The sequence below is a fragment of the Actinospineispora eucalypti genome, from assembly GCF_039543365.1.
GTDB classification, from domain to species: domain Bacteria; phylum Actinomycetota; class Actinomycetes; order Mycobacteriales; family Pseudonocardiaceae; genus Pseudonocardia; species Pseudonocardia eucalypti.
In genome coordinates this window covers 23,267-44,002 of record NZ_BAABJP010000021.1, presented here as the reverse complement: position 1 = coordinate 44,002, position 20,736 = coordinate 23,267, and the positions used below count along the sequence as shown (strand labels likewise).

General features: G+C 72.5%; 22 protein-coding genes. 13 read left to right on the top strand and 9 right to left on the bottom strand.

All coding sequences use genetic code 11. The annotated features are described in order from the left end of the window. Nucleotides 1-54: 54 nt before the first annotated feature. The 3 genes from ABEB12_RS21960 to ABEB12_RS21950 all read right to left on the bottom strand — a co-directional run bounded on the left by ABEB12_RS21960 (nt 55) and on the right by ABEB12_RS21950 (nt 3,507). Nucleotides 55-531, bottom strand: coding sequence for a DUF2771 family protein (locus ABEB12_RS21960; RefSeq protein WP_185063664.1), 477 nt, complete (start codon nt 529-531; stop codon nt 55-57). Beyond that, a complete protein-coding gene (locus tag ABEB12_RS21955) occupies nt 528-2,420 on the bottom strand; it encodes an MFS transporter (RefSeq protein WP_425572260.1) in 1,893 nt (630 codons plus the stop codon). The genes ABEB12_RS21960 and ABEB12_RS21955 overlap by 4 nt, the downstream gene beginning before the upstream one ends. A 190-nt stretch (nt 2,421-2,610) precedes the next feature. Beyond that, complete coding sequence (locus ABEB12_RS21950; protein WP_345703033.1) at nt 2,611-3,507, bottom strand: glutaminyl-peptide cyclotransferase; 897 nt, start codon at nt 3,505-3,507, stop codon at nt 2,611-2,613. A gap of 38 nt (nt 3,508-3,545) precedes the next feature. On the opposite strand from ABEB12_RS21950, the gene ABEB12_RS21945 reads away from it, so the two are divergent. Genes ABEB12_RS21945 through ABEB12_RS21930 form a run of 4 tightly spaced genes read left to right on the top strand, consistent with a single transcriptional unit; the run spans nt 3,546 to nt 8,899 of the window. Beyond that, a complete protein-coding gene (locus ABEB12_RS21945) occupies nt 3,546-4,370 on the top strand; it encodes a DUF3027 domain-containing protein (protein WP_185063662.1) in 825 nt (274 codons plus the stop codon). A gap of 46 nt (nt 4,371-4,416) precedes the next feature. Beyond that, a complete protein-coding gene (locus tag ABEB12_RS21940) occupies nt 4,417-5,130 on the top strand; it encodes a methyltransferase domain-containing protein (protein ID WP_185063661.1) in 714 nt (237 codons plus the stop codon). Then, nucleotides 5,123-8,164 (top strand): sacsin N-terminal ATP-binding-like domain-containing protein, encoded by a 3,042-nt coding sequence (locus ABEB12_RS21935; RefSeq protein WP_185063660.1) that lies wholly within the window; start codon nt 5,123-5,125, stop codon nt 8,162-8,164. Before ABEB12_RS21940 ends, ABEB12_RS21935 begins: the two co-directional genes overlap by 8 nt. 51 nt (nt 8,165-8,215) lie before the next feature. Further along, a complete protein-coding gene (locus tag ABEB12_RS21930) occupies nt 8,216-8,899 on the top strand; it encodes a neutral zinc metallopeptidase (protein WP_185063659.1) in 684 nt (227 codons plus the stop codon). Here the strand turns inward: ABEB12_RS21930 and ABEB12_RS21925 are convergent. From ABEB12_RS21925 to ABEB12_RS21905, 5 genes are all read right to left on the bottom strand, one after another. Then, a complete protein-coding gene (locus ABEB12_RS21925; RefSeq protein WP_185063658.1) occupies nt 8,896-9,705 on the bottom strand; it encodes an alpha/beta fold hydrolase in 810 nt (269 codons plus the stop codon). The genes ABEB12_RS21930 and ABEB12_RS21925 overlap by 4 nt on opposite strands. Next, nucleotides 9,705-10,430 (bottom strand): DUF899 family protein, encoded by a 726-nt coding sequence (locus tag ABEB12_RS21920; protein WP_345703032.1) that lies wholly within the window; start codon nt 10,428-10,430, stop codon nt 9,705-9,707. The genes ABEB12_RS21925 and ABEB12_RS21920 overlap by 1 nt, the downstream gene beginning before the upstream one ends. Then, a complete protein-coding gene (locus ABEB12_RS21915) occupies nt 10,427-10,924 on the bottom strand; it encodes an SRPBCC domain-containing protein (RefSeq protein WP_185063657.1) in 498 nt (165 codons plus the stop codon). The genes ABEB12_RS21920 and ABEB12_RS21915 overlap by 4 nt, the downstream gene beginning before the upstream one ends. After that, nucleotides 10,921-11,247: an ArsR/SmtB family transcription factor gene (locus ABEB12_RS21910; RefSeq protein ID WP_345703031.1), complete on the bottom strand. Its 327-nt coding sequence runs from the start codon at nt 11,245-11,247 to the stop codon at nt 10,921-10,923. Before ABEB12_RS21910 ends, ABEB12_RS21915 begins: the two co-directional genes overlap by 4 nt. A gap of 83 nt (nt 11,248-11,330) precedes the next feature. Then, nucleotides 11,331-11,582: a DUF2530 domain-containing protein gene (locus ABEB12_RS21905; RefSeq protein ID WP_345703030.1), complete on the bottom strand. Its 252-nt coding sequence runs from the start codon at nt 11,580-11,582 to the stop codon at nt 11,331-11,333. A 177-nt stretch (nt 11,583-11,759) separates the two neighbouring features. On the opposite strand from ABEB12_RS21905, the gene ABEB12_RS21900 reads away from it, so the two are divergent. The 8 genes from ABEB12_RS21900 to ABEB12_RS21865 all read left to right on the top strand — a co-directional run bounded on the left by ABEB12_RS21900 (nt 11,760) and on the right by ABEB12_RS21865 (nt 18,303). After that, entirely contained in the window at nt 11,760-12,575 is an 816-nt protein-coding gene (locus ABEB12_RS21900; protein ID WP_185063655.1) for an ATP-binding cassette domain-containing protein, read from the top strand. After that, nucleotides 12,538-13,326, top strand: a complete 789-nt coding sequence (locus tag ABEB12_RS21895) for an ABC transporter permease subunit (protein WP_185063654.1) — start codon at nt 12,538-12,540, stop codon at nt 13,324-13,326. The genes ABEB12_RS21900 and ABEB12_RS21895 overlap by 38 nt, the downstream gene beginning before the upstream one ends. Next, nucleotides 13,326-14,351: an ABC transporter substrate-binding protein gene (locus ABEB12_RS21890; RefSeq protein ID WP_185063653.1), complete on the top strand. Its 1,026-nt coding sequence runs from the start codon at nt 13,326-13,328 to the stop codon at nt 14,349-14,351. Before ABEB12_RS21895 ends, ABEB12_RS21890 begins: the two co-directional genes overlap by 1 nt. Before the next feature lie 130 nt (nt 14,352-14,481). Continuing rightward, nucleotides 14,482-15,384, top strand: coding sequence for a DUF559 domain-containing protein (locus ABEB12_RS21885; RefSeq protein WP_185063652.1), 903 nt, complete (start codon nt 14,482-14,484; stop codon nt 15,382-15,384). A 145-nt stretch (nt 15,385-15,529) separates the two neighbouring features. Beyond that, complete coding sequence (locus ABEB12_RS21880) at nt 15,530-16,969, top strand: solute carrier family 23 protein (protein ID WP_185063651.1); 1,440 nt, start codon at nt 15,530-15,532, stop codon at nt 16,967-16,969. Between the two features lie 62 nt (nt 16,970-17,031). After that, nucleotides 17,032-17,439, top strand: coding sequence for a DoxX family membrane protein (locus ABEB12_RS21875; protein WP_185063650.1), 408 nt, complete (start codon nt 17,032-17,034; stop codon nt 17,437-17,439). 17 nt (nt 17,440-17,456) lie between these two features. Beyond that, nucleotides 17,457-18,077: an RNA polymerase sigma factor gene (locus ABEB12_RS21870; RefSeq protein WP_345703029.1), complete on the top strand. Its 621-nt coding sequence runs from the start codon at nt 17,457-17,459 to the stop codon at nt 18,075-18,077. Continuing rightward, nucleotides 18,064-18,303: a zf-HC2 domain-containing protein gene (locus ABEB12_RS21865; protein WP_185063648.1), complete on the top strand. Its 240-nt coding sequence runs from the start codon at nt 18,064-18,066 to the stop codon at nt 18,301-18,303. Before ABEB12_RS21870 ends, ABEB12_RS21865 begins: the two co-directional genes overlap by 14 nt. A 54-nt stretch (nt 18,304-18,357) precedes the next feature. Here ABEB12_RS21865 and ABEB12_RS21860 read toward each other — a convergent pair whose 3' ends face one another. Further along, nucleotides 18,358-19,206 carry a DUF559 domain-containing protein gene (locus tag ABEB12_RS21860; RefSeq protein ID WP_185063647.1) on the bottom strand — a complete coding sequence of 283 codons (849 nt, stop codon included), beginning with the start codon at nt 19,204-19,206 and terminating at the stop codon, nt 18,358-18,360. Nucleotides 19,207-19,545: 339 nt separating this feature from the next. Here ABEB12_RS21860 and ABEB12_RS21855 point away from each other — a divergent pair, with 339 nt between their 5' ends. Then, nucleotides 19,546-20,733 carry an MFS transporter gene (locus tag ABEB12_RS21855; RefSeq protein ID WP_185063646.1) on the top strand — a complete coding sequence of 396 codons (1,188 nt, stop codon included), beginning with the start codon at nt 19,546-19,548 and terminating at the stop codon, nt 20,731-20,733. The last annotated feature ends 3 nt before the right edge of the window (nt 20,734-20,736 follow it).

The following is a 20,736-nucleotide window of genomic DNA, read 5'->3' as shown; positions in this document are numbered from 1 at the left end:
CGCGGAACGCGCTCGCCGAGCGGGCGCCCAGTTAGGCGCACGCGGGAGGAGACACTACGAGGTAACGAGTACCCAGCTGCCGCGGATCGGGAACGCCGGTTCGCCGTTCTGGTCCAGCACCGGTTGGCCGCCGCCGAACTGCTGCACCTGGGCGGTGAGCAGCTGGTCGGTCGGCGCGGGCAGCACCAGCTCGTAGTCGCGGCGCTGGTTGGGCAGGAACAGGGCGCTGCGCCCGCTCTGCTGCTCGCCGCCGGCGGCCGGCCGGTAGGCGAACGCCACGACCCACGGCCCGGCGGCCACCTCGTCCGGCACCTTGATGCGCAGCGACTGCCCCGGCGGCACCGGCAGCCTGATCACCGAGTCCGGGTGGTTCGCACAGTCCTTGACCGCGATGTCGCAGTACTGCGCCGGGCCGGTGCTCAACGTGCCGGCGGCCGAGCTGAACTCGACGGCCGGCGGGCCCCCGGACCCGCAGCCGACGGCCCCGGCCAGCAGGCCGGCCGCGAGCACCCCGCGCAGGGCGGCGCTCACATCGCCTCCCGGTGCCGCAGCCACGGCAGCAACGAGCCACCCCGGCTGATCAGCACCGCCTGCGCACCGACCAGCGCGACCAGCCCGGCGACCACCGTGAACCCGATCCAGTAGACCGGCGGCAGCAGCACCCCGGCCGCGCCGCCGGTAACCCAGGCCAGCTGCAGCACCGTCTCCGACCGGCCGAAGGCGGATGCCCTCGAGCGCTCCGGCAGGTCCCGCTGGATCACCGCGTCCAGGCACACCTTGGCCAACGCACTGCCGGTCGACGCGAGCAGCGCACACACCGTCGCGGCGGCGATCCCGGGGAACACCGCCGCGCCCACCGCGCCGAGCAGCCCGGCGCCCAGGCAACCGAACAGCAGCGCGTCGGTTCGCGCGGGCAGCTTGCGCGAACCGGCCGCGTTGCCGGCGAAACTGCCGATCCCGGCGGCCGCGCCGACCAGGCCGAGCAGCACCAACTGCCGGGTCGGGTCCCGTTCGGTCTCCGCCTTCACCGCGAACGCCACGAAAAGCATCAGGAAGCCGGTGAGCACCCGGATCGCCGAGTTGGCCCATAGCGCCACGACGACGGGGCGGCTGATCGGCTGCTTCGGCCGGGGCGCGCGGCCGGCGCCTCCGCGACCCGGACCGATCGCGCGCAGGGGCCGGGTCGGGTCGGCGTGGCGCAGTGCGGCCGGCACCTCGCCCTCGGTCACCTCCACCCAGCGCGGGATGCGCAGGCACAGGTAACCGCCGAGCACGCACAGCGCGGCGGTGTACACCAGTGCGCCCGGGGAACCGGTGAGCTTGGCGAACCCGGCGGCGAACGCGCCGAACACCCCGCCCGCGATCAGCCCGAACGCGGTCAGCCGCGAGTTGGTGGTGACCAGGGTGATCGCCCGGGGCAGCACCCGCGGGGTGACGGCGGCGCGCAGCACGGTGAACGACTTGGACAGCACCATGACGCCCAGCGCCGCCGGGTAGAGCCCCCAGTCGTTGAAGTGGAAGGCCATCACCACGCACAGCACCGCGCGCCCGGCGAACGAGGCGGCCAGGGCGACGCGGCGGCCCCGCTGGATGCGGTCCAGCAGCGGGCCGATCACCGGGGCGATGATGGCGAACGGCGCGACGGTGATCAGCAGGTACAGCGCCACCTTGGTCTTGGACTCGGCGGTGGCGGCGGAGAAGAACAGCGTGTTGGCCAGCGCCACCGCGATCGCGGCGTCGTTGGCGTAGTTCAGCATGGTGGCGTAGGTGAGCGCGCGGAGCCCGGAACGGTCCGCGCCGTCGGCGCCCGCCGCCCGCTGGAAAGCCCGGATGCCCTGCTCGGTGAGCTGCCGGCTGCGCCAGGCCGCGACCCGGGTGACGGTCAGCTTGCGGGGCGGCGGGGTGCTCCGGCGGTTGTCCCCCTCGGGTGGCGCCTCGCGCGGGGAGTCGCCGCGCCCGGTGTGGCCGGAGTGGCCGGCCCGTCCGGTGTGCTCGCCCGGGCCGGCGGGACCGCCTCCTCGATCGCGGGACTGGTCGGCGGGACCGTCGAACGGCCCGTACACGCGCGTGCCCCTAGGTCCGTGCCCACCGGCGCCCAACTCGTCCGAGGGCCGGGGAGCGGAACCCGCGCGCTGGTGGGGCGGGATCGAGTGTCCGGGCAGTGGAGGCTGCCGGGGCGGCGGCGGTTGGGCTATCGGCTGGCCGGGTGCCCGGTGGCCGGGTTGGGGCTGGCGCGGCCCGGGCGGGCGTTCCGGCTGGCGGGGCGGCGGCCGGCGCGCCGGCGCCGGTTCTTCCCGGTCCGGGTCCCGCTCCTGGTCGTACGGCTCGTCCCGGCGTTGCCACATCTTGCGGCGCCGGCCCCCGGAGGACCAGCCCGCGCGGCCGCCGAGGGGCGGCTCCGGCGACTCCGAACGGGACACGCGTTCATTGTTCCCCATCCGGAACCCGCACAGGCGAACCGTCCTCTTCTCGCGCGCGTCACACTAGCCCCAGTCGCAACACAGGCCTCATTCGCGACCTGATTGTGCGCCGAGGTCGCGATCACAGACGTTTCTGCATGATCGAACGTCTCTGGTCGCGACCTCGGCGCGATTCGAGGTGCCCCGGAGTTCACTGGGACGCGAGGCGGACCCGGAAGATGGTCGGCCAGAGTTTCCCGGTGAGCAGGAACTCGTCGGTGCCGGGCAGGGCGGCGATGCCGTTGAGCACGCTGGCGTCCACCCGCTGGGCCTCGGGGAGCAGCCCGGCGGCGTCGACCACGGCGGTGACGTTCCCACTGGCCAGATCGATGCGCACCAGCCAGTCGGTCTCGAAGACGTTCGCGTAGACCGAGTCGCCGACGCACTCCAGCTCGTTCAGCGCGGTCACCGCCCGGCCGCCGATGCGCACCGCCAGGGCACCCGTCGGCCGCAGGTCGGACCCGGCCAACAGGCGCAGCCGATCGGTGCCGTCGCTGGCCACCACCCGCCCGTCGGAGGTGTGGCACAGCCCCCACCCCTCGCCGGACCACGGCTGCCGGCCGGTCTGGCGCAGGCCGGGCCGGTCCCAGCCGAGCACCACGCCGTTCTTCCAGGTCAGCTGCCAGATCTGGTCGCCGAGCACGGTGATCCCCTCGCCGTACAGCTCGGGCGCCAGGGGCGAGTCGCGCAGCACCCGACCGGTGCGCGGGTCCAGCTCGCGCAGCTTCGAGCGGCCGTACAGGCCGGTGCCCTCGAAGAGGGTCTGGCCAGAGACCTCCAGGCCCTGGGTCCACGACGAGCGATCGTGCGGCAGGGTGCCGAGCACCACCGGGCGCAGCCGGGGCACGCCGTCCGCCAGGCCCTCCCGGATCGACTCGTTGGGGTTCACGTCGACCGGGGTCAGCGGCGGTCCTTCGAGGGCTGAAGCACCGTCCGGCGCGGGGCCGGCCGGGGCGGACGACTGGCACCCGGCCAGCATCACCACCGGCGGCAGCGCGAGCAGCAACAACAGCCTGGCCAGCTTCACGGGTACACGGCGCTCGGGCACGGTGAGCAGGGTGGCACAATCGTTACGTGGTTCCCGTGATGCCCGAAGCCGACACGGCCGCGAATTCCCACCCGGCGGCCAGCCCTGCCCTGCTCGAGGCGACCGAGCTGGCCCGTGCCACGGCCACCGAGCTGGCCGAGGAGATGTACGGCGGCGACGCGGTCGGCGAGCACGAGGAGGCGTTCGCCGAGGACCCGCACGCGGTCACCCACTTCTTCACCGCGCGCCAGCCCGGTTACCGGGGGTGGCGCTGGGCGGTCACCTTGGCCTGCGTCGAACCCGGCGCGGAGGTCACGGTCAGCGAGGCCGTGCTGCTGCCCGGGCCGGACGCGCTGGTCGCCCCCGGCTGGGTGCCGTGGCAGGAGCGCATCCGCGCCGGTGACCTCGGCGTCGGCGACCTGCTGCCCACCGAGCCGGACGACGCCCGGCTGGTGCCCGGGTACCTGGCCTCGGACGACCCCGCCGTCGAGGAGGTGGCGCGGGAGGTCGGCCTCGGCCGCCGCCGGGTGCTGAGTCGGCTCGGCCGGGAGGACGCCGCCGATCGTTGGCGGGACGGCGACCGGGGACCCCGTTCGGACATGGCCCGCGCCGCGCCCGGGACCTGCGGCGGCTGCGGCTTCTACCTGCCGCTGGCCGGCTCGATGCGGGCCGCCTTCGGGGTGTGCGCGAACGAGTTCGCCCCGGCGGACGGCGCCGCGGTGCACGCCGAGTACGGCTGCGGCGCGCACTCCGACGTCGAACCGGACAGCGGCCCGGTGGCCCCGGTCGCCGAGGTCGTCTACGACGACGGCGTCGAGCTGGAGGCCAAGGAGCCGAAGCAGTCGAAGCAACCCGAGGAGAACGTGTCGCCCGACACGCCTTGATCATTTTGCTCGCCGCGCGGCGAGCCCCGGTGGTAAAGCTGGCCACATGAGTGTTGATCAACATTGGGAACGCAACGCCCAGGCGTGGACCGCGTGGGCGCGCGAGCCCGGGCACGACGCGTTCTGGGCGTATCTGGCGGCGTTCCGCGATTTCCTCCCGCCGGCCGGCCGGGCCACGCTGGACCTCGGCTGCGGCGAGGGCCGGGTGTCCCGGGCGCTCACCGCGCTCGGTCACCGGGTGACCGCCAGCGACGTCTCCGCGACGCTGCTGGCGGCGGCCGAGCGGTCCGGTTCGGCGGAGCGCTACCGGCTGGCCGACGCGACCGCCCTGCCCTTCGCGGACGGCGAGTTCGACCGGGTGGTCGCCTACAACATGCTGATGGACGTGCCGGACATGCCGAAGGCGGTGACCGAGGCGGCCCGGGTGCTGGAACCCGGCGGGGTGCTGAGCCTGTCCGTGGTGCACCCGTTCACCGACCGGGGCCGGTTCGACGAGGACGGGGTGTTCACGGTGGTGGACGACTACTTCGCCACCAGCGAGTTCCTCGGCGAGGAGAGCCGCAACGGGCTCACCATGAGGTTCCACGGCTGGAGCCACCCGCTGCAGGCCTACACCTCGGCGCTGGCCGACGCCGGACTGGTGATCACCGACCTGCGCGAGCCGGTGCCGGCCGAGGCGCTCAGCGGCGACCAGCCGGGGCTGGAGCGGTGGCGGCGGATCCCGCTGTTCCTCTGGATCAACGCGGAGCGAAGTGACTGACCCCTTCCGGACCGGGTCGCTGCGCGCGGCCACGCTGCGCGCCTGGGCCGACTCGCCCACCCGGTTCCGGGAGGACGCGAACGCCGAGGAAGACCTGCTGCTCGGCGGCTACGCGGACCGCTGGCTGGTGGAGCTGGCCCAGAACGCGGCGGACGCCGCCCGCCGGTCCGGCGAGCCCGGCCGGCTGCTCGTCCGGGCGGTGGACGGCGAGCTCCGGGTGGCGAACACCGGGGCGCCCCTGGACGCCGACGGGGTCACCGCGCTGGCCTCGCTGCGGGCGTCCAGCAAGCGGGACGGCGAGTCGGTCGGCCGGTTCGGCGTCGGCTTCGCCGCCGTGCTGGGGGTGACCGACCAGCCGACCATCGTCTCCTCGCCCGGCGGGGTGAGCTTCTCCTCGGACCGCACCCGGGACGAGGTGCGCGCGCTGGGCGGCCCGGCCGCCGACGAGCTGAACCGGCGCGGCGGACGCCCGCCGGTGCTGCGGCTGTGCTGGCCGGCCGACCACGCCGAGCCGCCGCCCGACGGGTACCGGACGGAGGTGCGGATGCCCCCGCGCGCCGGCGTCCGGCCGGACGAGCTGTGCGCCGGCGCGGACGCCGCCGCGCCGGACCTGCTGCTGGCGTTGCCGTGGTTGGTGGAGATCACCGTGCACGGCTCGGACGGACGGACCGTGTCGCACCGGCGCAGCGACGACGGTGGTGGTGGTGGTGGTGTTTCCTTCGGGCGCCAAACTGGGCGCCCGACCCGGCCCGCCGGCTCCGCCGAGGTGACCCTGGAACCGGGCGGTCGGCGCTGGCTGCTGGCCCGCCGCGAGGGTCGCTACGCGGAACCGGCCGCTGCGGCCGAGGACCCGCTGGCCTGGTCGGTCTGCTGGGCGCTGCCGGTGGACGCGGACGGCCGGCCGCTGCCCCTGGGTGAGGACGTGCTGCACGCGCCGACGCCGAGCGACGAGCGGCTGTCGCTGCCCGCCCGGTTGCTGGCCAGCCTGCCCATGCAGCCGAGCCGGCGCCGGGTCCGCACCGGGCCGGCCACCGACGCGGTAATCGCGGAGGCGGCGCGCGCGTACCTGGACCTGGCCCGCGCGGTGTCACCGGCGCACCGGCTCGGGCTCGCGCCCGAGCCGGGTTTCCCCCTGTCCGAGCTGGACGCCGCTCTGCGCGACGCGGTGGGTGCGGAGCTGCGTGGGCAGCCTTGGCTGCCCACCGCTCCACCCGTGAGTGATTTGTGTGGCTATAGCCACACAAATCACTCACGGGGCGTCCGCCCCGCGGACGCCATCCTGGTCGAACCGCCCGCGCTGGCCGAGGCGTTGGCCGAGGTCGTCCCCGGCATTCTCGCGCCGGGCGACGGTAGCGGGTTCAGCACAGTCCCGAGGGCCGCCCTCACCGCGCTGGGCGTGCCCACGCTGGCGTTGGCCGAGCTGGCCGACCGGCTGGCCGGGCTGCGCCGACCGCCGTCCTGGTGGCGCGAGCTGTACGCGGCGCTGGCCACCGAGGTGGACCGGGTGCCGTCGGCGCGGGACGAGCTGGCCGCCCTGCCGGTGCCCCTGGTCGACGGCCGCACCGTCACCGGGCCGCGCACCGTCACCGCCCTGACCGGCGGTTCCGCCGCGCTCACCGGCGACCGGCCGCTGGACCTGCCCGGGCTGCGCATCCTGCACCCGGAGGCGGCGCACCCGTTGCTGATCCGGCTCGGCGTGACCGAGGCCGGTCCCGCCGAGCTGCTGGACCACCCGAGCATCCGGGATGCGGTGACCACCTCGGTCGCCGCCGCCGAGGAGGGCGACCGGGACCCCGAACCGCTGGCCGACCTGGTGCTCGCGCTGGTCGCCGAGCTCGCTGGGGACGTGCTCGCCACCCGCCCGTGGCTGGCCGCGCTGGCCCTGCCGGACGAACACGGCGAACCGGCCCGGGCCGACGAGCTGATGCTGCCGGACGCGGCGATCGCCCCGCTGCTGGTGCCGGACGCGCCGATCGGCGTGCTGGACGGCGAGCTGGTGGCCCGCCACCCGAGGCGGGTGCTTACCTCGGTGGGCGTGCTGGACTCGTTCGCCCTGCTCGCCGACGACGAGCCGGCCGGCCCCGAACACGACCTGGACGACGAGGACCGCTGGTGGGACGGGTTCGCGGCGACCGGCCGGCCGGAGCCGGAGCGGGTGGTCGCGGTGCGCGACCTGGACCTGGTGGCCGACGACGCCTGGCCGGCGGCGCTGGCCGAGCTGGCCCGGCTGGCCGGGGCCGACCCCGTCGCGCGCGCCGCCCTGCACGACCCGGACGGCTACACCGCATGGTGGCTCGCCGAGCACGCCCGCCTGGGTGGCCACCGCCCGGCGCACTGGCGACTGCCGGGGGCGACCGCACTGGCCGGCCTGTACGATCCGGTGCCGCTCACCGAGACCGCTCCGGAAAAGCTGCTCACCGCGATCGGCGTGCGCACGGACGTCTCGGTGCGCACCGGGACCGACGCCGAGGACCTGCTGCGCCGGCTGGCCGACCCGGCGCGCACCCCGGAGTCCGCACTGGTCTGGGCGGCGCACGCGGAGCTGGCCGACGCGGTGGTGGCCGGGCGCTGCGAGCCCGACGATCTGGACCCGCCGGACCGGTTGCGCGCGCTGGCCGGCACGGTCACCGACGCCGGCCCCGCCGTGCTGCTCGACCGGCCGTGGCTGGCCCCCGCGCTGGACCCGGCGCACGCCGTGCCCGGCCCGTTCCACCCGGAAGCGGCCCGCGCGCTGGCCGACCTGCTGGACCTCCCGCTGGCCTCCGAGGTGGTACGCGGGGAGGTCACGAACGACCAGCCGGGCAACGTGGTGAGCTGGTCGGCGCTGCCCGAGGTGGTCGCCGCCTGCGCGGCGCTGGGCGTGCCGGTGCCGGCCGGCGAGCTGGTCCGCCACGAGAAGTTGATCGTGGAGCTGACCCGGCCGGCGCGCGGCCGGGTCGAGGTGCCGGTGTGGCGCCAGGACGGCCGCTGGCACGTAGCGGATCTGCTGCGCGGGTTGGCGGCGGCGGCGAATTCGTCGATCTCACCCGGTTGATTTCGCGGAAATCACCTGTACGCCGATGGCGGGTACTCCATGATGACGGGCATGACGGCTTCTCGACGCCTTCCGCTGGTACTGACGGTGTGCGCGCTACTGGTGGGGGTGTTGGGGCTGGCACCGAGGACGCCGACCGCCGAAGCATCGGAAATCACCCGGCCGCTGCCGGCCACCATGGTGGACGACGAGCGCTCCGCGGTGAGCGTGGTCGACCGGTTCTGGCGGATGTACTTCGAGCAGGAGTTCCGCAAGCCGTACCGCTCGCCCCGGGTGATCGGCCCGTACAACGGCAACAACGGCCCGTCCTGCGGCGGCCAGGCGTCGGTGCCGTTCAACGCCGCCTACTGCCCGCCCGGTGACTTCCTGGCCTGGGACGAGAAGCTGATGGCCAGCGGTTACGACAAGATCGGCAACCCCTGGATCTACCTGATCATCGCGCACGAGTGGGGGCACGCGGTGCAGAACCGGCTCAGCCGCAAGCTGGTCTCCCGCGCGGAGGAGCTGCAGGCCGACTGCCTGGCCGGCGCCGCGCTGGCCGGGGCGGCCAAGCAGGGCTGGATCACCTGGGAGACCGGCGACTCGCAGAAGCTGGGCCAGGGCCTCACCGCGGTCGCGGACGACACTCCCTGGACCAACCCGAACGACCACGGCAACGCCAAGGAACGCATCGACTCGTACAACATCGGCGCCAAGGGCGGCCCGCAGGACTGCCTGGGCCGTGACTGGCGCTAGCCCGTCGCCAGATCCCGGACCGCTGAGATGATCTCCTGGCCGTCCAGCAGATCGTCATCGTTGTGGTCCGCACCGGGAACCCCGACCGCGCGCAGCAGGCCCGGCGCCGCCGAAGCCACCGCGCGGCTCTGTTCCGGCGGAACCACCCGGTCCGCGCCGCCGTAGACCACCACGGTCGGCGCGCGCACCGAGCGGATCCGGCCCAGCACGTCGAACCGGTCCCACAGCATCCCCCGCACCGGCAGGAACGGGTAGTGCCGAGCCGCCACCGAGGCCAGGTCGGTGAACGGCGAGCGCAGCAGCAACCCGGCCGGCGGGTGCGTCTCGGCCAACCCGGTGACCACGGCCGCACCCAGGCTCTCCCCGAAGTAGATCAGCCGACCCGGCCCGCCGGGTCCGCCGGCGTGTTCCAGCAGGTAGGAACGGGCGGCTCGGGCATCGGCGGCCAGGCCGGCTTCCGAGGGGCTGCCGGGATTGCCGCCGAAGCCGCGATAGTCCAGCAGCAGAACGGTGCAGCCGAGCGCGGCCAGCCGCCGGGCCAGGATCGCCCGGTGCCCCCGGTTCCCGGCGTTGCCCGGGGCGAACAGCACGTGCACCCCCAGGTCCGCACCGGTCGGGCCGACCGACCACGCGCGCAGGTTCAGGCCGTCCTCGGTGCGCAGGGTGACCTCGCGCGCGGTCGGCCCGGCGGCGGACACCGGCCCCGGCTCCCCGGCCGGCAGGTAGATCAGCTTCCGCTGGCCCAGCCACAGCGCACCGACCGCCAGCGCGAGCACCGCGAGCAGCACCAGGGCGGTCCGCAACATCAGTGCGCCAGCGGGTAGGTGTTGTCCGGGTAGAAGTCGCCGCGCCCGGAGGGGAGCAGGTCGAACACGTGCCACACCGGGGCGATCTGGTCCATGCCGCGCTCCCGGCCGTCCGGGAAGTTCGAGCTCTGCGTGTAGCTGTGCCGCACCACCCCGCCATCATCCCTGGTGAACACGCTGACCGCCGGCCACAGCCCGCCCCGCGAACCCTGGATACCCAGGTCGGTGGCGAACGCCCCGCCGTGCGCCGAGACCAGGCGCAACCCGTGCCAGCCCCGCCGGCGGGCCAACCCGCGCAGCTTCTCGACCGGCGCCACCGCCACCACGGCCAGGGCTGCCCGCCGGGTGATGTGCTTGCGCACCCCGTGCAGGCCGTCCACCCACAGCGAGCACTGCGCGCACGCGGCGTCGTCGTCGGGGTGGAACATCAGGTGGTAGACGACCAGCTCGCGGTGCTCGCCGAACAGCTCGGCCAGGGTGACGTCGTGGGGCGAGCCCTCGGTGAACCGGTACTCGGGCAACGCGGGGCCGGGCGGGAGCGCCCGGCGCAGCGCGGCGACCTGCTCCACGTGGTCACGCAGCGCCATCTCCGCCTCGCTCAGCGCCCGCCGCGCGGCCCGGTACTCCTCGCTGGCGCCCGGCGCGTACAGCGGCGGGGTGTCGTCGTCGGCGAGCAGGGTGATGCTCTTCAGCTCGTGCGTCCACGACATGTCGGTGTCGGTCATGATCCCTCGCCATAGAGTTTCCGCAGTTCGGCGTACCGGGCGTGGAAGTCCGGGTGCGGCCGGCCGGCCAGTTCGGCGGCCAGCAGGTCCAGTTCGGCGTGCCAGCCGGCCAGGTAGTCCAGTGGCAGGTCGGTGCGCTCGTGGCGCAGCCGCAGCAGGGTGCCGCCGGCGTCCGGCGCCAGCTCCACCCGCACCGTGGTCGGCGGCTCGCCGGTGTAGTGCCAGACCAGCTCGAGCAGCACCGGCGGGTCCCAGGCGGTGACCGTGCAGGTGGCGCTCGCCTCCGGTTCCATGCGCAGCACGAACTCCGCGCCCGGCCCCGGGGTGCCCTCCACGGGACCCAGCCAGGCGGCCATCCGCTCCGGGTCGGTCCAGTGCGCCCAGACCCGCTCGGGCGGCGCGTCGAACCGCCGGCTCAGCTCGACCAGGCCGTCCGCGCCGTCGCGCGGCGCGACCATCGTGCCCCTGTGTTTGATCACTGCGTGTTCGATCACCGCGGGTCTCCCGTCTCCCGTTCCAGCGCCGCACCCAGCGCGTCCAGCCGCGCGTCCCAGAACCGGGTCATCCGCTCGGCCCAATCCGCGAGCTCGCGCACCCGGGCCGGGCGCAGGCGGTAGACCCGCCGCTTGCCGTCCACCCGGCTGGCCACCACTCCGGCGTCGCGCAGCGCGCGCAGGTGCTTCGACGTGCCCGGCTGGGTCAGCCCGAACCGGTTCGCGGCGTGTTCGGCCAGCTCACCCGCGCTGCGCTCACCGCCGGCCAACACCTCGACCAGTTCCCGCCGCACCGGATCCGCCACCGCCTGGAACACATCCACGCATAACACTTAACCCTCTACTCATATGACTGTCAAGCTATACAAAAGGGCGCACGAGATCCGGCGTTCGCCTGGACGCCGGATCAGTCCAGGCCGCGTTGGGCGGTTCGATCGCCCCGGCGGGCGGCGGCGCGTTGGGCGCGGAAGACGGCGTAGCCGAGCAGGCCGAGCAGCCAGCCGACCAGCGTGGTGCCGAACCAGATGTCCAGCGGCCGACCGATGAAAAAATGCGCGCAGAGCAGCGCGAACCAGGCCAGGAACCACAGGCCGGTGCAGGCCCCGACCACCCAGGTCATCTCGGTGAGTCGGCGCGGCGGAGGCGGCGGATCCTGCACCCGCCCAGCCTACGACCCGACGCCGCCGAACTGAGAGAGTGCGGCGCAAGTCCGGAACCACTTGCCACTTCCGGCAGAGAAACGCCGTTACGTGTGCCGGAAGCGGCAACCGTGTGCGCCCAAACGGTTGGCGAAGCGCCTTTAACCTGATACCCATTACGGCGAGGGGGTGATGAAATGGCCGAGATAACGCTCGACGGGATATCGATTTCCTATCCGGCAACCAACGGCGGTGAGCCGTACACCGCGATCCGCGATGTGCGGATGAACGTGCCGGCGGGGCGGTTCGTCTCGGTGGTCGGCCCCACGGGCTGCGGCAAGTCCACGCTGCTCAACGCGGTCGCCGGGCTGATCGAGCCGTCCACCGGCCAGGTGCTCATCGACGGCCAACCGCTGCGCGGCCGCAACGCACGCGCCGGTTACCTGTTCCAGCAGGACGGCCTGCTGCCCTGGAAGACCGTCCTGGACAACGTCGCGCTCGGCCTGCAGCTGCGCGGGGTCCCCACCGAGGAACGCCACGAGCGTGCCCGCGACTGGATCAAGCGCGTCGGGCTGACCGGGTTCGAGCGGTCCTACCCGCACCAGCTCTCCGGCGGCATGCGGCGGCGCACCTCGGTCGCGCAGACCTGGATCGTGGACCCTGACATCCTGTTGATGGACGAGCCGTTCGGCGCGCTGGACGTGCAGACCCGGCAGATCATGGAGAACGAGCTGCTCCAGCTGTGGACCGGGTCCGGCAAGACGGTGCTGTTCGTGACCCACGACCTGGACGAGGCGATCGCGCTCTCCGACGAGGTGGTGGTGCTCGCCGCCGGCCCCGGCAGCCACCCGGTCGGCCGCTACGAGGTGACCCTGGACCGCCCCCGCGACCTGCTCAACATCCGCACCCAGCCGGCGTTCACCGAGATCTACGCCAGCATCTGGGCCGACCTGCGCTCGGAGGTGATGACCAGCTATGAGCGCGCCAACCCGCAAGCGCACCTCGACGACTAAGCGCCAGATCACTGTCCGGGCCGCGCAGGTGGCGGTCGGCGTGGTCGTGCTGGCCGGCTGGGAGCTGGGCGCCGCCAGCGGCGTGCTGGACCCGTTCTTCTTCAGCCGGCCGACCGCGATCGCCGGGCAGATCGTCACCTGGCTGACCGAGGGGGACATCTTCCGGCACCTCTGGATCACCCTGGAAGAGGCCATGCTGGCGCTGCTGATCGGCGCCGCCGCCGGGCTCGGCGTGGGCTTCCTGCTGGCCCGCGCGCCGCTGCTGGCGGAGATCCTGGATCCCTACATCAAGATGTTGAACGCGCTGCCCCGGGTGGTGCTGGCGCCGATCTTCCTGCTCTGGTTCGGGCTGGGCATCTGGTCGAAGGTGGCGTTCGGCTTCACGCTGGTGTTCTTCATCGTCTTCTTCAACACCTACTCCGGGATCCGCGAGGTGAACCGGGTGCTGGTGGACAATGCCCGGATGCTGGGCGCCAAGGAGGGACAACTGCTCCGGCACGTGTTCCTGCCCAGCGCCCTGAGCTGGATCTTCTCCAGCCTGCACGTGAGCGTCGGCTTTGCCATCGTGGGCGCGGTGGTCGGGGAGTACCTGGGCTCTTCGGAGGGCATCGGGTTCCTGATCTCGCAGGCGGAGGGCGTGTTCGACACCACGGCGGTGTTCGCCGGCATGGTCGTGCTCTCCGCGGTGGTGCTGTTGATCGACGTCGGGGTGCACCGGGTGGAACGGTATCTGCTGCGTTGGAGGGCGTGATGGGGCTCAGAAAACTGGCAATCGCCGGCGTGGCGGCCGCGCTCGCGCTGGCGGCCGGCTGCGCGGGTGGCGGCTCCGGCTCGGGCGGGGGCGAGGTCCGGCTGGGCATCGGCGGGCAGCCTCTGCTGGTGTTCATGCCCACCACGCTGGCCGACCGGCTCGGCTACTACCGCGAGGAGGGCCTGAACGTCCGGCTGGAGGACCTGGGCAGCGGCGCCAAGGCGCTGCAGGCGTTGCAGGGCGGAAGCGTGGACGTGGTGAGCGGCTACTACGACCACACCATCCAGATGCAGGCGAAGAACCGGCCGACCACCGCGTTCGTGGGCATGCTGCGCTACCCGTCGTTCGTGTTCGCGGTCTCGCCCAAGGCCAGCAAGCCGATCAACTCCTTCGCCGACCTCAAGGGCGCCAAGGTGGGCGTCACCTCACCCGGCTCGTCCACCGACTTCTTCCTGAAGAACATGCTGGTCCGGCACGGCCTCGCGGCCACCGACGCGGCACCGCAGGCGATCGGCGGGGACGCCAGCGCGGTGGCCGCGATGGAGAACGGCCAGGTGGACGCGGCGGTGATGCTGGATCCCGCCTACTCCACGCTGGTCAAGCGGATCGGCGGGCAGAACGTGAAGGTGCTGTCCGACACCCGCACCCTGGACGGCGTCCAACGCGACCTCGGCGTGACCAGCTACCCGGCGTCGGCGCTGTACTCCGGCTCGTCCTGGCTGACGGACAACCCGGAAACCGCGCGCAAGCTGGCCCGGGCGATCAAGCGCGCACTGGACTTCATCCACTCCCACTCCGGCGCCGAGGTGGCCGCGAAGATGCCGCCGGAGTACTCGGCCGGCGACGCGGCGATCTACGCCCAGGCGATCGAGGCGGCCAAGTCCGCGTTCTCCCCGGACGGCCGGATCTCCCCCGAGGGCGCCGAGGCGGTGTACGGCGTGCTGCGCCAGTTCACCCCGGAGATCGCCAACGCCAAGATCGACGTGTCCAAGACCTTCACCAACGACTACGTGCCGGCAAACTAACTGATCGACATCATCACCACTGACGTTCTACTCGCCGGTAAGGGCAGTAGCGATGATGTCGATCTTTACTTGAGCGGCGAATCCAACGATTCCGGCCACACCCGGCGGCCCGGGGCGGGAGGCTGGGCCGGTGTTGGACGGCCCGTTCCGAGGCAGCGAGGCGCTGGCCGCCGGCCTGCTCAGCCACCGCCAGATGTACGGCCGGCGCTACCGCCGGATCTTCCCCGACGTCTATCTCCCCGCCGACCTCGAACCCACCCTCAAGATCCGGTCCCGCGCGGCGTTCCTGCTGGTGAGGGACCGGGGCGGGATGCTCGCCGGCTACTCGGCCGCCGCACTGCTCGGCGCGGACTGCGCGCCCCGGGACGTCCCGGCCGAGGTGTTGGTGCCTCGGTTCCTGCGCGCCCATCCGGGTTTGTCGGTCGGTTACCAGCGGCCGGACGTGCTGGAAATCGTGACGGCGGACGGGTGTCGGGTCACCTCGCCCAGGCGCACCGGGTGGGATTTGGCGCGACGGCTGCCGCTGGTTGAGGCGGTGGTAGCGGTCGACGCGCTGACCTACCCAGACCGGTTCGATCCGCGCGGCTTCCGGCCGGCCGACCTGCTGACCCTGCGTGCGCAGCGGCCGGGCGCGGCTGGGTGCGGCCGGTTGGATGAGGTGGTTGCCCTGGCCAACCCGCTCGCCGAGTCACCGATGGAGACTCGCCTACGGCTGGCGCTGAGGCACGCGGGACTGCCGGCACCCGAGGTGCAGTACGAGATCCTGGACCGGAACTGGAACCCGATCGCCCGGGTGGACCTGGCCTACCCGGCGGCGAAACTGGCCATCGAATACGACGGCGAGGTGCACTTCGACGCCCGAGCCCGCGCCCGTGACCTGCGCCGCGACAACGAGCTCGCGCGTTACGGCTGGCACACGATGCGCCTGGACAAGCGCCAGGCGACCACCGGTCTGGCGCGCACCGTAGAGAACATCCGCATCGCACTGGCGCGCCGAGTGACGGTTGACCAAGATCGACATCATCACCACTGACGTTCTACTCGCCGGTAAGGGCAGTAGCGATGATGTCGATCGATGCCGCTGGGTTGATGCGGCTGATCACCTCGCCGTGTTCGGTCCCGGTGTTTGTCTACCGCTGGGTAATGTGGCGCCATTCGAGTGGCGAGGGGGACTGCCCATGTCTGCCGTGGACCGGTATTTCGGCATCTCCGAGCGCGGCTCCACGGTGGGTCGGGAGCTGCGCGGCGGGTTGGTCACCTTCGTCACGATGTCCTACATCGTGGTGCTGAACCCGCTGATCATCGGCAGCTTCTCCGCCGATGCGCCCAGCGCGCACCGGGACGCCCTCGGCGCCATCCTGCCGGTGCCCCAGGTCGCGGCGGTGACCGCGCTGGTGGCCGGCGTGATGACCCTGCTGTTCGGGGTGATCGCCAAGTACCCGTTCGCCATCGCCACCGGGCTGGGCATCAACACCCTGGTCGCGGTGACCATCGCCCCGCAGATGAGCTGGCCGGAGGCCATGGGCCTGGTGGTGATCGACGGCCTGATCATCGTGCTGCTGGTGGCCACCGGGTTCCGCACGGCGGTGTTCAACGCCGTGCCGGCGGCGTTGAAGGCGGCCATCGCGGTGGGCATCGGGCTGTTCATCGCGTTCATCGGCCTGGTGGACGCCGGGTTCGTGCGGCGGCTGCCGGACGCCGCCAACACCACCGTCCCGGTCGGCCTGGGCATCGGCGGGTCCATCGCGTCCTGGCCGACCCTGGTGTTCGTGGTCGGCCTGCTGTTCACCGGGCTGCTGGTGGCCCGGAACGTGCGGGCGGCGATCCTGATCGGCGTCGCGGGGTCCACCGTGCTGGCGATCGTCGTGGAGGCGATCGCCAAGGTCGGCCCGTCCCAGGGCACCAACCCGAAGGGCTGGAACCTGGGCTACCCGGCGCTGCCCGAGCAGATCATCGGGCTGCCCGACCTCTCCCTGGTCGGCGACGTCTCGCTGGGCGCGTTCACCCGGCTGCCCGCGCTGACCGTGACGCTGCTGGTGTTCACCCTGGTGCTGGCCAACTTCTTCGACGCCATGGGCACCATGACCGGCCTGGGCCAGCAGGGCAAGCTGCTGGACCAGGACGGGCAGCTGCCGCGCGTCGGGCGCGCGCTGTTCGTGGAGGGCGTCGGCGCGGTGGCCGGCGGCGCCGCGTCCAGCTCCTCCAACACGGTGTACATCGAGTCGGCGTCCGGCATCGCCGAGGGCGCGCGCACCGGGCTGGCCAACGTGGTCACCGGCCTGCTCTTCCTGGCCGCGATGTTCTTCACCCCGCTGTACGAGGTGGTGCCGGTAGAGGCGGCCGCGCCGGCCCTGGTGGTGGTGGGCGCGCTGATGATGCGGCAGATCACCGAGATCGACTTCACCGACTTCTCCCTTGCCCTGCCGGCATTTCTGACCATCGTGGTCATGCCGTTCACCTACTCCATCGCCAACGGCATCGGCGCCGGTTTCATCTCCTACGTGCTGCTGCGCGCGGTCACCGGGCGGGCGCGCGAGGTGCACCCGCTGATGTGGGTGGTCGCGGCCGCCTTCGTGGCCTACTTCGCGGTCGGCCCGATCCAGGCCCTGCTCGGCTGATCATGTAACGCCGGGCGGCGGCGTGACTCGGTACCTCCAACAGCTACCGCTTTGGAGGAACCATGCACACGTTCTTCGCCAATCGGGTCACCGGGCGCGCGGCCGCCGCAACGGCGGCGTTGCGGGTGTTCTCCGGGATCTTCTTCGTGTTCTTCGGGATCCTGAAGTTCACCATGCACGAGTTCGAACTGTCCGAGTTCATCCTCTACGGGTTCCCGGACTCCAGCCTGATCGTCTACCTGGTCGGGCTGCTGGAGGTGGTCGCCGGGCTCATGCTGATCGCCGGGGCGGGGACCCGGCTGGCCGCGCTCGGCCTGGCCGTCGTGATGGCCGGCGCCATCCTCACCGCCGGTGTGCGGGTGGGTGGCTGGTTCCACCTCGGCGTCGCGCCGACGATGCTGGTCGCCATGCTCTATCTGCTCTGGGCCGGCCCGGGGTCGCGCGCGCTGGATGCCCGGTTCGCGGTGTGACGGCTACGCTCACCCGCGTGTTGGCCGACGACGAGCTGGTCGCGCGGCTGCGCGAGCGGGACGAGTCGGCGTTCGTGCTGATACTGGACGAGTGGTCGGCCGGGATGCTCCGGCTGGCCCGCTCGTTGGTGTCCACCCGGGAGTCGGCCGCCGAGGTCGTACAGGACACCTGGCTGGCGGTGATCGAGAACATCGACCGGTTCGAGGGCCGGGCCGCCCTGAAGACCTGGGTCTACCGGATCCTGGTGAACACCGCGCGCCGCCGGGCTGCCCGGGAGGCGCGCGCCGTTCCGATGAGCGCACTGGCGCCATCGGACCCGGACGACGGCCCCACCGTCGACCCGGACCGTTTCCAGGGGCCGGACGAGCCCTACCCGGGCCACTGGCGGGCACTCCCGTCCACCTGGCCGGAGCACCGCGCGGTGGCCGGCGAACTGCGATCACGCCTGGAGCAGGCGTTGGCCGAGCTGCCCGAACGGCAACGGGTGGTGATCACCCTGCGGGACGTGGCCGGGTATCCGGCCGACGAGGTGTGCGCCATCCTGGACATCTCGGCGGCCAACCAGCGAGTGCTGCTGCACCGGGCACGCGGGTACGTTCGAGGGCGGCTGGAGGCGTACTTCGATGACCGAGCTTGACTGCAACCAGCTCGTGGAGCTGGTCACCGACTTCCTGGACGGCGCGCTGGACCCGCCGACCGAACGCCGGGTGGTCGACCACCTGGCCCTGTGCGACGGCTGCGGCGAGTACCTGGCCCAGATCCGCGCCACCGCCACCGCACTGGGCGACCTCCCCCCCGACCACCTCCCGGAAGACGCCCGCCAAACCCTCCTATCCGCCTTCCGCGCCCACCCCCCACCCTGATTCAGTCACTTCAGCACTCTGATTCAGTCACTTCAGCACCCTGATTCAGTCACTTCAGCACCCTCGGGCCGGTTGGCGCGAGCCCTCGGACGGGCCGGAACGCCGCGCCAGCCACGCACGCACCCGCGCCGCGGTGTGCGCCATGGTGTGCAGGACGTCCTGCCCGCGCAGGTGCACCACCCGCCAGCCGAGATCGCCCAGATCGTGGTCGCGCAGCCGGTCGCGCTCCCGCACTAGTGGATCGTCGTGCACCTCGCCGTCGTACTCCAGGGCCAGTTTGGCGGCGGGATAGGCAAGGTCGACCCGGGCGATCACGTGATCGTGCGCGTCACAGACTTGGTACTGGACGTGTGGTTTCGGCAACCCGGCGCGCACCAGGCCGAGGCGCGGCCGGGTCTCCATCGGCGACTCCGCTCGCGGGTCGGACAGTTCGATCACGATGCCGAGCCGGGCTGACCCCCGGGCGTTCGGTTGCGCCTTCTTCCGGGCGAGCAGATCGCTTGGGCGAAATGTTCGACCGTGCGCCAGGGCATCCATGGCGACAGCCGCCTCGATGAGCGGGAGACGCCGGGCCAGGTCCCACGCGGTGCGTTCCGGGCTGGTCACCCGGCAGTCCCTCCGGATCGTCACGTCGCGCTCGGGGAGGTTTCCGCGAGTGATGCGCAGACCGGGGTGTGGCCGCGCCGGCCTCGGAACGATCACTTCAGCGGGCGGGTCGAGCGGTGCGCAGTCCGCATTCAGCAGGGCCGCCGCGGAATATCCGGACAGTACGCCACCCATCCGCTCTACCAGCAGAAACGCCGCACGCGAGCGGGTCACCAAGTCGGGCTCGCGGTCCGCCGGCAGGTACAGGTCCGGGAACAGCCGACGGAAGCGCGGTCCGCGCAGCTCGTCGGCCGTCACCAACCCGCGCGCTCGCGCCTCGCTCCCCCGGAACGGTCCACCGATCACCCAGTACAGCGTGGGCTACCGGTGCCCACCCGGTGGCCCTTTCGGGAATTCCGTGACAGACGAGGCAAACGTGACACTCACGGGCGTCGCCAAGTCACATGCGTTTCATGAGGGATGCATGGTGGGGATTCCATCCAGATCAAATCCCCATGACGTAACCCTCACGCGACGTGTGTGCCGCAGGGGACGTGTGTGGCGGCCTGTCGGGCGTTGCATATCTCCACGCAGAGCCAAAGCGGGGCGCGGGAGAACCCGTGTAACGCCCGAGAGGGTTGGCGACTCGGTACCGGCATGTTGCTGGACAGTCGGAACGGTTTGCTGCGCCGTCGGTTGTGGCCGTTGTGGTTGGGCGGGTTCCTGCAGAGTGTGGGCTTCTGGGTGCCGGTGGAGAAGCTGTTCGAGACCGAGATCGGGTTCGACGCCGCCGACATCGGGTTCGTGTCCGCCGCGTACGCGGCCGTGGTGCCGCTGCTCGAGGTGCCGTCCGGGGTGCTGGCCGACCGTTGGAGCCGGCGCGGGGTGCTGCTGCTGGCCACCGGTGCGCTCACGGTCAGCGCGCTGCTCGGCGGGCTGGCCACCGACGTGCCGGGATACCTGTTGAGCGCGCTGGCACTCGGCGGGTTCTTCGCCATGTACTCGGGCACCACGGAGGCCGCCGTGTACGACGCGGTGCGCGAGGAGACCGGTTCGGGCGAGCGGTTCGAGCGGGAGATGGGCCGGATCCGGCTGGCCGAGAGCCTGGGCCTGGTGTCCAGTGCGCTGGCCGGCGGGTGGCTGGCCAGCGCACTGGACACACGCGCCACCTATTTCCTCACCATTCCGTTCGGGATCGCCGCCATGGTGGTCTACCTGCGTTTCCGGGAACCGCGGCTACACAAAACCGGGGCCGAGGTTCCACTGAGCGCCCACCTGGTGATCGGCTACCGGTCGCTACACCGGCGGTTGTTGCCGGTGGTCACGCTGGCCGTGCTCACCGCGCTGCTCGTGCAGGTGCTGCTGGAGTTCGGGCCGCTGTGGTTGGTGGCGCTGGCCGTGCCGGCGGTCTGGTACGGGCCGTACTGGGCCGGGTTGACCTCCACGCTCGGGCTGGGCGGGCTGCTCGCCGGCCGGTTGAGGCTGCACCGCCCGGTGGCCGCCGCCACCACCGCGGCGGCGATGGCCGGGGCGGGCGCGGTGCTCGCACTGCCGGTCGGGCCGGTGCCGGCGGTCGCCGCGCAGACCGCGTTGGCGCTCCTGGTGGTGGTCACCGGCATCCACGTGAACCGGCTGTTGCACGACGCGGTGCCGTCCCGGGTGCGCGCCGGGGTGGCTTCGGCGGTGAGCACCGTGTCCTGGCTGGTGTTCGTGCCGTTCGCGGTGGTGATCGGTCTGGTCGGCACCGGCGGCGGGGTGGTGGCCGCCGGCGGCCTGGTGGCCGGCTCGGCGGCGTTGGCCGGCGGGCTGCTGATTTGGCTCGCGGTATCCCGGCGGGGCGGTTGACAG